The sequence below is a fragment of the Rhodanobacter sp. UC4452_H20 genome, assembly GCF_052978205.1.
On the sequence record NZ_CM129662.1, the window covers coordinates 1,731,977 to 1,746,978 of the forward strand.

Sequence of the window (15,002 nt, forward strand, 5' to 3'; positions counted from 1 at the left end):
CTCCTCAGCTCTTGGTCGTCGGGCGGATGACGACGTCGCTACCGGTGGCACCCGGTACCGCACCCTTGACCGCGATCAGATGACGCTCGGCGTCGACCTTGACCACTTCCAGGCCCTGCTGGGTACGATTCACGTTGCCCATCTGGCCGGCCATCTTCTTGCCGGGGAACACGCGACCCGGGGTCTGGCGCTGACCGATCGAGCCCGGTGCGCGATGCGACAGCGAGTTGCCGTGGGTAGCGTCGCCCATCTTGAAGTTCCAGCGCTTGATCGTGCCCTGGAAGCCCTTGCCCTTCGACACGCCGGCGACATCCACGATCTGGCCGACGGAGAACACGTCGTCCGCCTTGATCTCCGAGCCCACCGCGTACTTGCCGAGATCCTCGGCAGCAACGCGGAACTCCCACAGACCGCGACCCGGCTCGACCTTCGCCTTCGCGTAGTGGCCCTTCAGCGGCTGCGTCAGCAGGTTCGCACGCTTGCTGCCTGCGGAAACCTGGACGGCGCTGTAGCCATCGTTGTCGTCCGTCTTCACCTGGGTCACGCGGTTCGGCGTCGCTTCAATCAGCGTCACCGGAATCGAGCGGCCGTCTTCAGTGAAGAGTCGGCTCATGCCGCATTTGCGGCCAACCAATCCGATACTCATCTTCGTATCCTGTCTGTCGCTCAACCGAGCTTGATCTGAACATCGACGCCAGCGGCGAGATCAAGCTTCATGAGCGCGTCCACGGTCTTGTCGTTCGGGTCGACGATGTCGAGTACACGCTTGTGCGTACGGGTCTCGTACTGGTCGCGTGCATCCTTGTCGACGTGCGGCGACGTCAGAATGGTGTAACGCTCGATCTTGGTCGGGAGGGGAATCGGGCCGAGTACCGTGGCACCCGTGCGCTTAGCCGTCTCGACGATCTCGCTGGCGGAGCGGTCGATCAGTCGATGATCGTATGCCTTCAGCCGAATGCGAATCTTCTGGTTCGCCATAACCGTGTCCTGTTGTCGAAAGAACGTTCTGTGATGCCGGAGCGGCTTCTCACCACTCCGCACTGCCCTTTTGCCACTTGTCCGGGGCCCTCGATGATCTGCCGGCCCCTTTGAAAAACACCAGGCGAGCATCGATCCGCTCGCCTGGCACAATCCGAATCTCGCGCAAAACGACGTGTCAACAGGGCTAGCCCCGCGATCACGTCGACTTGCGAAGGCCGATCCACGGCCAGCGAACTCGAAGCACGTCCTGTGCCTCATTTCGCGGTTGGTCGTCCAGAAACACGTCTGTCCGACAAGTGAGCTGCGAAGTATACCGGTAAATCCGGGATTAGTGAAGAGGTGCGAAACAACTTCGCCCTCGACTCGCCCCGGCGTGAACCGGCGCGGCGCAGCCGCGGCCGGTTCAACGGCGGGAGTTGTCCCGGCAGCGCGTGGTTCCGTTCGTCCCGCGACCTCGTGACCTTTACTTCAGCCATCCTCCCTGATGGCAAAGATCAAACCGGCATCCATGCCGGAATTCCCGCAAGAACCGTTACTTGATGACCTTGGCCACCACGCCGGCGCCGACGGTGCGACCGCCTTCGCGGATGGCGAAACGCAGGCCTTCGTCCATCGCGATCGGGTGGATCAGGCTCACCACCATCTTCACGTTGTCGCCCGGCATCACCATTTCCACGCCTTCCGGCAGGGTCACGGCACCGGTCACGTCGGTCGTGCGGAAGTAGAACTGCGGGCGATAGCCCTTGAAGAACGGCGTGTGACGGCCACCCTCGTCCTTCGACAGCACATACACTTCGGCCTCGAAGTCCGTGTGCGGGGTGATCGTGCCCGGCTTGGCCAGCACCTGGCCACGCTCCACGTCGTCGCGCTTCAGGCCGCGCAGCAGCAGGCCGGCATTGTCGCCCGCCTGGCCCTGGTCCAGCAGCTTGCGGAACATCTCCACGCCGGTGACCGTGGTCTTCTGCGTGTCGCGGATGCCGACCACTTCGATTTCGTCGCCCACCTTGATCACGCCGCGCTCGATACGACCGGTCACCACGGTGCCGCGGCCGGAGATTGAGAACACGTCTTCCACCGGCATCAGGAACGGCTTGTCGATCGTGCGCACCGGCTCGGGAATGTAGCTGTCCAGCGCGTCCACCAGCTTGATGATCGCCGGCACGCCGATTTCGCTCTGGTCGCCTTCCAGCGCCTTCAGCGCCGAACCATGAATGATCGGGGTGTCGTCGCCCGGGAAGTCGTACTTGCTCAGCAGCTCGCGCACTTCCATCTCGACCAGTTCGAGCAGCTCGGCGTCATCGACCATGTCCGCCTTGTTCAGGAACACCACGATGTACGGCACGCCGACCTGGCGCGACAGCAGGATGTGCTCGCGCGTCTGCGGCATCGGGCCGTCCGCGGCCGAGCACACCAGGATCGCGCCGTCCATCTGCGCCGCACCGGTGATCATGTTCTTCACGTAGTCCGCGTGGCCGGGGCAGTCGACGTGCGCGTAGTGACGGGTCGGCGACTCGTATTCCACGTGCGCGGTCGAGATCGTGATGCCGCGCGCCTTCTCTTCCGGCGCCGCGTCGATCGCGCTGTAGTCCTTGAATTCTCCACCGAAACGCTCGGCACCGACCTTCGTCAGCGCCGCCGTCAGCGTCGTCTTGCCGTGATCCACGTGACCAATCGTGCCGACGTTGACGTGCGGCTTGGTGCGTTCGAATTTACCCTTTGCCATGACTTGAGACCTCTAGCTGGAACGTTCGTCAGTGCGGCGTCCGCCGCGTCGCTTTCAATCTACGCGACCCGTCGAAGGTCGCACTGCTTTTCTTGAAGAGTACGGCCATGGATGGCCGCTGTTTGATCTTGCTCTTGCGATCAGGACGATCGCGCCAATCAGGCCTTCTTGATCACCTGCTCGGCGATGTTGTTCGGTGCCTCGGCGTAGTGGTCGAATTCCATCGTGAAGGTTGCACGGCCCTGGGTCAGCGAGCGGATGGTGGTCGCATAGCCGAACATCTCGCCCAGCGGAACCATCGCGTCGATGGTCTTGCCCGACGGCGTGTCGTCCTGGCCCTGAAGCAGGCCGCGACGGCGGCTCATGTCGCCCATCACGTCACCGACATATTCCTCCGGAGTCACCACCTCGACCTTCATGATCGGCTCGAGCAGCACCGGATTGGCCTTGTTGAAGCCCTGCTTGAACGCCATCGAGGCGGCCAGCTTGAACGCCATTTCCGACGAGTCGACGTCGTGGTACGAACCGAACACCAGCTTCACCTTGACGCCCACCACCGGGAACCCGGCAAGCGGACCGCTGGTGATGGTCTCGCGCAGGCCCTTCTCGACCGAGGGGATGAACTCCTTCGGGATCACGCCGCCGGTGATCTCGTTGACGAACAGGAAATCGTCCTTGACGTCCGGGCTCTTGCGCTCCTCTTCCGTCATCGGCGACAGCTCGATCACGACGTGGCCGTACTGACCCTTGCCGCCCGACTGCTTGGCGTGCTTGTAGTCCGACTTGACGTCCGAAGCGCGGATCGTCTCGCGGTAAGCCACCTGCGGCTTGCCGACATTGGCCTCGACGTTGAACTCGCGGCGCATGCGATCGACCAGGATGTCCAGGTGCAGCTCGCCCATGCCGGAGATGATGGTCTGACCGGATTCCTCGTCGGTACGGACGCGGAACGACGGATCTTCGGCAGCCAGGCGACCCAGCGCGATGCCCATCTTTTCCTGGTCCGACTTGGTCTTCGGCTCGACCGCCATCGAAATCACCGGCTCCGGGAACGTCATCCGCTCCAGGGTAATCACGTGATCCTGCGCGCACAGCGTGTCGCCGGTGGTCACGTCCTTGAGGCCGACCGCGGCGGCGATGTCGCCGGCACGCACTTCCTTCAGCTCGTGACGCTCGTTCGCGTGCATCTGCAGGATGCGGCCGATGCGCTCCTTCTTGCTCTTGACCGGGTTGTACACGGCGTCGCCCGAGTTCAGCGTGCCCGAGTAGACACGGAAGAACGTCAGCGAGCCCACGAACGGGTCGGTCATGATCTTGAACGCCAGCGCGGAGAACGGCGCGGCGTCATCGGCCTTGCGCGTGGCCGCCTGCTCGTTCTCGTCGATACCGGCCACCGGTGGGCGGTCGGCCGGCGACGGCAACAGCTGCACCACGGCGTCGAGCATCGCCTGCACGCCCTTGTTCTTGAACGCGGTACCGCAGAACACGGGAATGATCTCGTTGGCGAGCGTGCGCTGACGCAGGCCGGCAATGATCTCCTCGGTGGAGAGGTCGCCGCCTTCGAGGTACTTGTTCATCAGTTCTTCGGTGGCTTCCGCAGCGGATTCCACCATGAAGGAATGCGCCTCGGCCGCCTTGTCGGCCAGCTCGGCGGGGATGTCGTTCAGCTCGAACTTCATGCCCTGGGTTTCCATGTCCCAGCTGATCGCCTTCATGCGCAACAGGTCGATCACGCCGGTGAAGTTGTCCTCGGCACCGATCGGCACCTGCATCGGCACCGGGTGGGCACCGAGGCGCGACTTCAGCTGGCCGACGACCTTCTCGAAATTGGCGCCGGTGCGATCCATCTTGTTGACGAACGCAAGGCGCGGCACCTTGTACTTGTTGGCCTGGCGCCACACGGTCTCGGACTGCGGCTGCACGCCACCGACCGCGCACAGCACGAATACGGCGCCGTCGAGCACGCGCAGCGAGCGCTCCACCTCGATGGTGAAGTCGACGTGTCCGGGGGTGTCGATGATGTTGAAGCGATGCTGCTCCATCGAACCATCCATGCCCTTCCAGAAGGCCGTGGTAGCCGCGGAGGTGATGGTGATGCCGCGCTCCTGCTCCTGCTCCATCCAGTCCATGGTGGCCGCGCCGTCATGCACCTCGCCGATCTTGTGGCTGACGCCGGTGTAGAACAGGATGCGCTCCGTGGTCGTGGTCTTGCCGGCATCGATGTGGGCCATGATGCCGAAGTTGCGGTAGCGGTCGAGGGGAGTGTTGCGTGCCATGGATGATTACCTTTGCCGGGCAGCCCTGCCCCATGTCTGGACGCGGCCGTCCGGGCCGAGAGCTTGTGAGAAATCCGCCCTTGAAGGCGGCTTGCTTTTGGCCGCCATTGAAGCGGCCCGGTATCCCTGGTCCGCCATGGACGGCGGCTTTTGTCGCTCGCCGCCACTGTTTGGCGGCAAGCGCAACTTCAATTACCAGCGATAGTGCGAGAAGGCCTTGTTGGCCTCGGCCATGCGGTGCGTCTCTTCACGCTTCTTGGCGGCGCCGCCGCGGCTTTCGGAGGCCTCCAGCAGCTCGGCAGCCAGCTTGCGCGGCATCGAGGTTTCGCCACGCTTGCGGGCAGCATCGATGACCCAGCGCATCGCCAGCGCCATGCGACGGCCCGGACGCACCTCGACCGGCACCTGGTAGGTGGCACCACCCACGCGGCGGGACTTCACCTCGACCGCCGGGGCGATGTTGTTCAGTGCCTTCTCGACCAGGGCCACCGGCTCGGCATTCTTTTCGCCGATGTGCTGCAGCGCACCGTAAACGATGCTCTCAGCCACGGACTTCTTGCCGCTCTTCATCACCATGTTGATGAAGCGGGCAATCAGCTGGCTGCCATGCTTGGGATCCGGCAGAACCAGACGGGCGGGATGTGAACCTTTGCGCGACATGTTTGTTGTCCGTTGTTTTCGCAGGCAACCCTGCCCGCACGAAAAGCAGCCGTTATGGCCGCATCGATGTTTTTGCAGGCATCCCGCCTGCGAAGCCAAAGCGCCCGTCCATGGCCGCACTTTCCAGATGTCTCACTCTTGCAGGTGCCCGACCCGGCAACCCGGGCGGTCGACCCTGCCCGCCTGCCTGGCAGGCCCGGGCGTTACTTCTTCGGGCGCTTGGCGCCGTACTTGGAACGCGACTGGCGGCGCTTGGTCACGCCGGCGCAATCGAGGCTGCCGCGCACCGTGTGGTAGCGCACACCCGGCAGGTCCTTGACACGGCCGCCGCGGATCAGCACCACGGAGTGCTCCTGCAGGTTGTGCCCTTCACCGCCGATGTAGCTGATGACCTCGAAACCGTTGGTCAGGCGCACCTTGGCGACCTTGCGCAGGGCCGAGTTCGGCTTTTTCGGGGTGGTGGTGTAAACGCGCGTGCAGACGCCGCGGCGCTGCGGGCTGCTCTGCAAGGCCGGCGAACCGCTCTTGTAGGTCTTGGGACTGCGGTTCTTGCGCACCAACTGGTTGACTGTCGTCATGCGTAGCTGTTCCTGAAAACATAAAGGCAGCCCGATCAAGCTCGGTCTGCCAAGAAGCGGGAATTTAACATGAGCCGCTTGCCATGGGCAAGCTGACGCCCTGCCGTCCTTGACCCGAACACGAGGCGCGTCCCTGCGCCTCATTTCGTATGTCAGCGAGTGAAGCCTCGAACGGGCTTACTCGGCACCACCATCTGCACCGGTCACCTCTGCGACCGGGGTCGCAGGCGTGGTTCCGGAAAGCGTCTCGAGCTCCGTGGCGGTCAAACCGCCCTGGCGACGACGCAATGCGTGGTACGCCAAGCCCGTGCCTGCCGGAATGAGACGGCCGACAATAACATTTTCCTTCAGGCCCCGCAAGGTATCACGGGTGCCGCGCACCGCAGCTTCGGTCAACACGCGGGTGGTTTCCTGGAACGAGGCGGCCGAAATGAACGACTCGGTCGCCAGCGAAGCCTTGGTGATGCCAAGCAGGATCGACTGGTATTCGGCCGGTCGCTCGCCCTTGGCCACGGCCCGCTCGTTCTCGGCGTTGATCCGCACGCGCTCGATCTGCTCTCCGCGCAGGTAATGGCTGTCGCCCGGCTCGACGATCTCGATCTTGCGCAGCATCTGGCGAATGATCGCCTCGATGTGCTTGTCGTTGATCTTCACGCCCTGCAGGCGATACACGTCCTGGATCTCCTTGACCAGGTAACCGGCCAGCGGCTCCACGCCCAGCAGGCGCAGGATGTCATGCGGACTCGGCTCGCCGTCGACGACGGTTTCGCCCTTCTCCACATGCTCGCCCTCGAACACGATGACCTGACGCCACTTCGGAATCAGTTCCTCGTGCTCGTTGCCGTCGACGTCCTTGATGACCAGGCGCTGCTTGCCCTTGGTGTCCTTGCCGAAGCTGACGATGCCCGAACGCTCGGCCAGGATCGCCGGCTCCTTCGGCTTGCGCGCCTCGAACAGGTCGGCCACGCGCGGCAGACCGCCGGTGATGTCGCGGGTCTTCGAGCTCTCCTGCGGAATGCGCGCGATCACGTCGCCCACGCCCACCTCGGCGCCGTTCTGGATCGACACGATGGCACCGGCCGGCAGGAAGTACTGCGCGGCAATGTCGGTGCCCGGCAGCTTCAGCTCGCGGCCCTTGGCGTCTTCCAGGCGCACGATCGGACGCAGGTCCTTCGCCTGTGCGCCGCGGCGCTTCGGATCGGTGACCACCGCCGACTCCAGGCCGGTGAGTTCGTCGGTCTGGCTCTGCACGGTGACGCCGTCGAGGAAGTCGATGAAGCGCACCACGCCGGCCACCTCGGTGACGATCGGGTGGGTATGCGGGTCCCAGTTGGCCACGGTCTGGCCCGGCTTGACCGCCGCACCGTCCTTGACCGCGATGGTGGCGCCGTACGGCACCTTGTAGCGCTCGCGCTCGCGGCCGCTGGCGTCGATCACGCTCAGTTCGCCGGAACGCGACACCGCCACCAGATGGCCCTGCTTGTGCTGCACCGACTTCAGGTTGTTGTACTTCAGCGAACCGGTGGTTTTCACCGTCACGTTGTCCACCGCCGCCGCACGCGAAGCCGCACCGCCGATGTGGAAGGTGCGCATGGTCAGCTGGGTGCCGGGCTCGCCGATCGACTGCGCGGCCACCACGCCCACGGCCTCGCCCATGTTGACCAGATGGCCACGGGCCAGATCGCGGCCGTAGCACAGCTTGCACACGCCATGTTCGGCTTCGCAGGTGATCGGCGAACGCACCTTGATGATCTGCACGCCGGCCTTGTCCAGCTTCTCGACCAGTGCCTCGTTGAGCAGGGTGTCGCGGGTGACGATCGGCTGGTCGTCGTCGCCCGGGGCGTAGACGTCCTCGACCACCACGCGGCCGAGCACGCGGTCGCGCAACGGCTCGACCACGTCGCCGCCTTCGACGATCGGCTGCATGGTGATGCCGTCCTCGGTGCCGCAGTCGTCCATGGTGATGACCACGTCCTGCGCCACGTCGACCAGGCGACGGGTCAGGTAACCGGAGTTGGCGGTCTTCAGCGCGGTATCGGCCAGGCCCTTGCGGGCGCCGTGGGTCGAGTTGAAGTACTGCAGCACGTTCAGGCCTTCGCGGAAGTTGGCCTTGATCGGGGTCTCGATGATCGAGCCGTCCGGGCGCGCCATCAGGCCGCGCATGCCGGCCAGCTGGCGAATCTGCGCCACCGAGCCACGCGCGCCGGAGTCGGCCATGATGTACAGCGAGTTCATCGACTTCTGGTTGACCGTCTTGCCGTCGGCATCGACCACCTTCTCGGTGCCGATGCCGTCGATCATCGCCTTGGCCACCAGCTCGCTGGTGCGCGACCAGATGTCGACCACCTTGTTGTAGCGCTCGCCGGCGGTGACCAGACCGGACTGGTACTGCTGCTGGATCTCGACGACTTCCTTCTCGGCCTCTTCCAGGATCGGCTTTTTCTCGGCCGGAATCAGCATGTCGTCGATGCCGATCGAGATGCCCGAACGAGTCGCGTAGCGATAGCCGGCATACATCAGCTGATCGGCGAACACGACCGTGTCCTTCAGGCCCAGCAGACGGTAGCTGGAGTTGATCAGACGCGAGATGTTCTTCTTCGTCAGCTCGGTGTTGGCCAGCTCGAACGGGAGGCCCTCGGGCATGATCTCGGCCAGCAAGGCGCGACCGACCGTCGTATCGACGATCCTGGTCTGCTGCGTGCGGGTACCGTCTTCGGCGATGTGCACCAGCTTCATGCGCACCTTGACCTTGGCGTGCAACTCGACTGCGCGGTTGTCGTATGCGCGACGTGCCTCGCCAATGCCGGAGAACACCATGCCGGTGCCCTTGGCGTTGATCAGCTCACGGGTCAGGTAATACAGGCCCAGCACGACGTCCTGGGTCGGCACGATGATCGGCTCGCCGTTCGCCGGCGACAGGATGTTGTTGGTCGACATCATCAAGGTGCGCGCTTCCAGCTGCGCCTCGATCGACAGCGGCACGTGGACAGCCATCTGGTCGCCGTCGAAGTCGGCGTTGAACGCGGTGCAGACCAGCGGATGCAGCTGGATCGCCTTGCCTTCGATCAGCTTCGGCTCGAACGCCTGGATGCCGAGGCGATGCAGGGTCGGCGCACGGTTCAGCAGTACCGGATGTTCGCGGATCACCTCTTCGAGGATGTCCCACACCTGGGCCTCTTCGCGCTCGACCAGCTTCTTTGCCGCCTTGATGGTGGTGGCTTCGCCACGCGCCTGCAGCTTGGCGAAGATGAATGGCTTGAACAGCTCCAGCGCCATCTTCTTCGGCAGACCGCACTGGTGCAGGCGCAGGGTCGGGCCGACCACGATCACCGAACGACCGGAGTAGTCAACGCGCTTGCCCAGCAGGTTCTGGCGGAAGCGGCCCTGCTTGCCCTTGATCATGTCGGCCAGCGACTTCAGCGCGCGCTTGTTGGTGCCGGTGATGGCACGGCCGCGGCGGCCGTTGTCGAGCAGCGCATCGACCGATTCCTGCAGCATGCGCTTCTCGTTGCGCACGATGATGTCCGGCGCATTGAGCTCGAGCAGCCGCTTCAGACGGTTGTTGCGGTTGATGACGCGGCGGTACAGGTCGTTCAGGTCGGAGGTCGCGAAGCGGCCGCCATCCAGCGGCACCAGCGGACGCAGATCCGGCGGCAGCACGGGAAGAACGGTCAGCACCATCCACTCCGGCTTGTTGCCGGATTCCAGGAACGCCTCGATCAGCTTGACGCGCTTGGTCAGCCGCTTCAGCTTGGTCTCGGAATTGGTGGAGGCGATCTCTTCCTTCAGGCGGATGACTTCGCCCGGCAGGTCGAGCGACTTCAGCAGGTGGAATACCGCCTCGGCACCCATCCGCGCGTCGAACTCGTCGCCGTGTTCCTCGGTCGCCTCCAGGTACTGGTCCTCGCTGAGCAGCTGGCCGCGCTCCAGCGCGGTCATGCCCGGGTCGATCACCACGAAGGCCTCAAAGTACAGGATGCGCTCGATGTCGCGCAGGGTCATGTCCAGCATCAGGCCGATGCGCGAGGGCAGCGACTTGAGAAACCAGATGTGGGCGGTCGGGCTGGCCAGCTCGATATGGCCCATGCGCTCGCGACGCACCTTGGCCAGCGTCACTTCCGTGCCGCACTTCTCGCAGACCACGCCGCGGTGCTTCATGCGCTTGTACTTGCCGCACAGGCACTCGTAGTCCTTCACCGGACCGAAGATGGCCGCGCAGAACAGGCCGTCACGCTCCGGCTTGAAGGTACGGTAGTTGATCGTCTCCGGCTTCTTCACTTCACCGTACGACCACGAGCGGATCAGCTCCGGCGACGCGAGCGCAATCTTGATCGCGTCGAAATCCGGCGTCGCACGCTGCTGGTTGAAGAGGTTGAGCAAGTCTTTCATTTGAATCTCCGGTCGGAGCAAATTCTTGGGTCGAGGTCCGCAGTTCGAACAAGATCAGGTTCGCCGGATCCGGGGCCGGGACCGGGTTTGCTTTTGCAAATCCCGGCTTTTAACAGACGAATGTCTGGTAATCCCGTATCCCGAACCCCGTCGATCACTTGACCTCTTCCAGGTCGATGTTGATGGCGAGCGAGCGGATTTCCTTCACCAGCACATTGAAGGACTCCGGCATGCCTGCCGACATCTCGTGGTTGCCGTCGACGATGTTCTTGTACATCTGGTTGCGGCCCTGCACGTCATCGGACTTCACCGTCAGCATTTCCTGCAGGGTGTAGGCCGCGCCGTAGGCTTCCAGCGCCCAGACTTCCATTTCGCCGAAGCGCTGGCCGCCGAACTGCGCCTTGCCGCCCAGCGGCTGCTGGGTGACCAGCGAGTACGGGCCGGTGGAGCGTGCGTGCATCTTGTCGTCAACCAGGTGGTTGAGCTTCAGGTAATGCATGTAGCCCACGGTGACCGGGCGATCGAACGCCTCGCCGGTGCGACCGTCGTACAGCGTGGTCTGGCCCGACTCGGGCAGATCCGCCAGCTTCAGCATCGCCTTGATCTCGGTCTCCTCGGCGCCGTCGAACACCGGCGTCGCCATCGGCACGCCTTCCTGCAGGTTGGTGGCGAGCGCCAGGATCTCCTTGTCGGTGAGCGACTTCAGGTCGACGTGCTGCACCGCGCCGGCGACGTGGGTGTTGTAGATCTGGTCGAGGAACTTGCGGATCTCGACCACCTTCTCCTGCGCCTCGAGCATCTTCTGGATCTTCTTGCCCAGGCCCTTGGCGGCCCAGCCCAGATGCACTTCCAGAATCTGGCCGATGTTCATGCGCGAAGGCACGCCCAGCGGGTTGAGGCAGATATCCACCGCCTCGCCGTTGGCCATGTACGGCATGTCCTCGACTGGCACCACGTTGGAAACCACGCCCTTGTTGCCGTGGCGGCCGGCCATCTTGTCGCCCGGCTGGATGCGGCGCTTCACGGCCAGGAACACCTTGACCATCTTCAGCACGCCCGGCGCGAGGTCGTCGCCCTGGGTGATCTTGCCCTGCTTCTCCTTGAAGCGCTTGTCGAACTCTTCCTTGTGGCGCTTGATCTGGTCGGCGGCACGCTCGAGGAACTCGGTGACGTCCTCGTCCTTGACGTTGATCTTGAACCAGTCGTCCTTCTTCAGGCCGTCGAGGTAGGCGTCGGTGATCTCGGTGCCGCGCTTGAGGCCGCCCGGACCGCTCTGTGCGGTCTTGCCGACCAGCTGGGTGCGCATGCGGCTGTAGATCGCGCCTTCCAGGATGCGGAACTGGTCGTCCAGATCCTTGCGCACCCGCTTGACCTCGGTTTCCTCGATCTGCTTGGCGCGCTTGTCCTTCTCGATGCCGTCACGGGTGAACACCTGCACGTCAATGACGGTGCCGTCCATGCCCGGCGGCACGCGCAGCGAGCTGTCCTTCACGTCGGATGCCTTCTCGCCGAAGATCGCGCGCAGCAGCTTCTCTTCCGGGGTCAGCTGGCTCTCGCCTTTCGGCGTGACCTTGCCGACCATGATGTCGCCGGCCTTCACCTCGGCACCGATGTAGACGATGCCCGACTCGTCCAGGCGCGCCAGCGCCTGCTCGCCCACGTTCGGGATGTCGGCGGTGATTTCCTCGGCGCCCAGCTTGGTGTCGCGCGCGATGCAGGACAGCTCCTCGATGTGGATCGAGGTGTAGCGGTCTTCCTGCACGACACGCTCGGAGAGCAGGATCGAGTCTTCGAAGTTGTAGCCGTTCCACGGCATGAACGCGATCAGCATGTTCTGGCCGAGCGCGAGCTCGCCCAGGTCGGTCGACGAGCCGTCGGCCAGCGTGTCGCCCTTTGCCACCACGTCACCGACGTTGACCAGCGGACGCTGGTTGAGGTTGGTGTTCTGGTTGGAGCGGGTGTACTTGGTCAGCGTGTAGATGTCGACGCCGGCGTCGTTGTCGCCCACCTCGTCCTCGTTCACGCGCACCACGATGCGCGCCGCGTCGACCTGGTCGATCACGCCGCCGCGCTTGGCCGAGACGATGACGCCGGAGTCGCGCGCCACGGCGCGCTCGACGCCGGTGCCGACCAGCGGGGTCTGCGAACGCAGGGTCGGTACCGCCTGACGCTGCATGTTCGCGCCCATCAGTGCGCGGTTCGCGTCGTCGTGCTCCAGGAACGGCACCAGCGCCGCGGCGACCGACACGGTCTGCATCGGCGAGACGTCCATGTAGTCCACTTCGGACGCCGGGCGCAGCTCGGATTCACCGCGGAAGCGGCAGGACACGAAGTCCTCGATGAAGGCGCCATGCTTGTCCAGCGGCGAGTTCGCCTGCGCGATCACGTGGTCGCCCTCCTCGATCGCCGACAGGTAATCGACCGTGTCGGTGACCTTGCCGCCGGCCACCTTGCGGTACGGCGTCTCGAGGAAGCCGTAGGCGTTGGTGCGCGCGTAAACGGCCAGCGAGTTGATCAGGCCGATGTTCGGGCCTTCCGGCGTTTCGATGGTGCAGACGCGGCCGTAATGGGTCGGATGCACGTCGCGCACCTCGAAGCCAGCGCGTTCGCGGGTAAGGCCACCCGGCCCGAGCGCGGAGACGCGGCGCTTGTGGGTGACTTCCGACAGCGGGTTGTTCTGGTCCATGAACTGCGACAGCTGCGAGGAACCGAAGAACTCCTTCACCGCCGCCGCGACCGGCTTGGCATTGATCAGGTCCTGCGGGGTCAGGCCATCGGCTTCGGCCAGGCTGAGGCGTTCGCGAACCGCACGCTCCACGCGCACCAGGCCGATGCGGAAGGTGTTCTCCGCCATTTCGCCCACCGAACGCACGCGGCGGTTGCCCAGGTGGTCGATGTCGTCCACGGTGCCGTGGCCGTTCTTGATGTCGATCAGCACCTTCAGCACGTCGAGGATGTCGGAGCTCTCGCCCTGCTCGGCGACCAGTCGCTGCGACTCCTCTTCCTTGCGCTCGCTGAAGTACTTGTAGTCGTACAGCACGCCCGGGCCGAGGATTTCCTTGCGGCCCACGCGGCGGTTGAACTTCATCCGGCCCACGCTCGACAGGTCGTAACGGTCGAAGGTGAAGAACAGGTTGAAGAACAGGTTCTGCGCGGCGTCCTTGGTCGGCGGCTCGCCCGGACGCATCATGCGGTAGATCTCCACCAGCGCCTCCAGCGGCGTCGTGGTGTTGTCGATGCGCAGGGTGTGCGAGATGTAGGCGCCGCGGTCCAGGTCGTTGACGTACAACGTCGGCACGATCTCGATGCCGGCCTTGCGGAAGTTCTCCAACTGCTCGGCGGTGATCTCGTCGTTCGCCGAGGCCAGCAGCTCGCCGGTCTTGCTGTCGACGATGTCCTTCGCCACGATGCGGCCGACCGGATAGTCATCCGGTACTTCCAGCGCGGTGATGTTCTCGGCCGCCAGCTGGCGCACGTGGCGCGCGGTGATGCGCTTGCCGGCTTCCACCAGCACCTTGCCGCCGATGGCCAGGTCGAAGCTCAGCGTCTCGCCGCGAAGGCGCTCGGCAACCAGCTCCAGCGTGGTGCCGCCCTTCTTGCCCAGGTGGAACACGTTGTGCTCGAAGAAGATGCCCAGCATCTCTTCGTTGTTGTAGCCGAGCGCACGCAGCAGCACCGTCACCGGCAACTTGCGGCGACGATCGATGCGGGTGAACAGCGCGTCCTTCGGGTCGAACTCGAAGTCCAGCCATGAGCCGCGGTAGGGGATCACGCGAGCCGAGAACAGCAGCTTGCCCGAGCTGTGCGTCTTGCCGCGGTCGTGGTCGAAGAACACGCCCGGCGAACGATGCAGCTGCGAGACGATCACGCGCTCGGTGCCGTTGATGATGAAGGTGCCGGTGTCGGTCATGAGCGGAATCTCGCCCATGTAGACCTCCTGCTCCTTGATGTACTTGACCACCTTCTTGGAGGCCGGGCTGTCCTTGTCGTAGATGACCAGACGCACGGTGGTGCGCAGCGGCGCGCCGAAGGTCATGCCGCGGTTGCGGCATTCGCGCTCGTCGAACGCCGGCTCGCCGAGGCGGTAGTCGACATACTCGAGTGCGGCATTGCCCGAATAGCTGGAGATCGGGAACACCGACTTCAACGCGGCATGCAAACCCTTCTCGCCGCGTTGCTTCGGCGCGACGTGCTCCTGCAGGAACTCACGGTAGGAATCGGTCTGGATGGTCAGCAGGTTGGGCACGCCCAGTACGGGCGGACGCTTGCCAAAGTCTTTGCGGATGCGTTTCTTCTCGGTAAACGAGTAGGCCATGATCGGTAGCGCCTCGGTTCGCAGTGACGCCGGCGGTGCACACACCGGCTGAAGGGATGATTTGTCTTTGCCGGACGGCC

8 protein-coding genes are annotated in these 15,002 nt (G+C 64.2%); all 8 read right to left on the bottom strand.

Annotated elements, in window-relative coordinates; translation table 11 throughout:
- Positions 1 to 4: 4 nt before the first annotated feature.
- Entirely contained in the window at positions 5 to 646 is a 642-nt protein-coding gene (gene rplC, locus ACVCMC_RS08260; RefSeq protein WP_395117262.1) for a 50S ribosomal protein L3, read from the bottom strand.
- 20 nt (positions 647 to 666) lie between these two features.
- Positions 667 to 978, bottom strand: a complete 312-nt coding sequence (gene rpsJ, locus ACVCMC_RS08265; protein WP_007082173.1) for a 30S ribosomal protein S10 — start codon at positions 976 to 978, stop codon at positions 667 to 669.
- Between the two features lie 535 nt (positions 979 to 1,513).
- Positions 1,514 to 2,704, bottom strand: coding sequence for an elongation factor Tu (gene tuf / locus ACVCMC_RS08270; RefSeq protein ID WP_395117250.1), 1,191 nt, complete (start codon positions 2,702 to 2,704; stop codon positions 1,514 to 1,516).
- A gap of 158 nt (positions 2,705 to 2,862) precedes the next feature.
- Positions 2,863 to 4,980: an elongation factor G gene (fusA, locus tag ACVCMC_RS08275; RefSeq protein WP_395117261.1), complete on the bottom strand. Its 2,118-nt coding sequence runs from the start codon at positions 4,978 to 4,980 to the stop codon at positions 2,863 to 2,865.
- Between the two features lie 192 nt (positions 4,981 to 5,172).
- Positions 5,173 to 5,640 (bottom strand): 30S ribosomal protein S7, encoded by a 468-nt coding sequence (gene rpsG / locus ACVCMC_RS08280; RefSeq protein WP_007514548.1) that lies wholly within the window; start codon positions 5,638 to 5,640, stop codon positions 5,173 to 5,175.
- Between the two features lie 203 nt (positions 5,641 to 5,843).
- Complete coding sequence (rpsL, locus tag ACVCMC_RS08285; protein WP_007083021.1) at positions 5,844 to 6,218, bottom strand: 30S ribosomal protein S12; 375 nt, start codon at positions 6,216 to 6,218, stop codon at positions 5,844 to 5,846.
- 177 nt (positions 6,219 to 6,395) lie between these two features.
- Positions 6,396 to 10,607 carry a DNA-directed RNA polymerase subunit beta' gene (rpoC, locus tag ACVCMC_RS08290; protein ID WP_395117258.1) on the bottom strand — a complete coding sequence of 1,404 codons (4,212 nt, stop codon included), beginning with the start codon at positions 10,605 to 10,607 and terminating at the stop codon, positions 6,396 to 6,398.
- A gap of 154 nt (positions 10,608 to 10,761) precedes the next feature.
- Complete coding sequence (rpoB, locus tag ACVCMC_RS08295; RefSeq protein WP_395121355.1) at positions 10,762 to 14,925, bottom strand: DNA-directed RNA polymerase subunit beta; 4,164 nt, start codon at positions 14,923 to 14,925, stop codon at positions 10,762 to 10,764.
- Between the last annotated feature and the right edge of the window lie 77 nt (positions 14,926 to 15,002).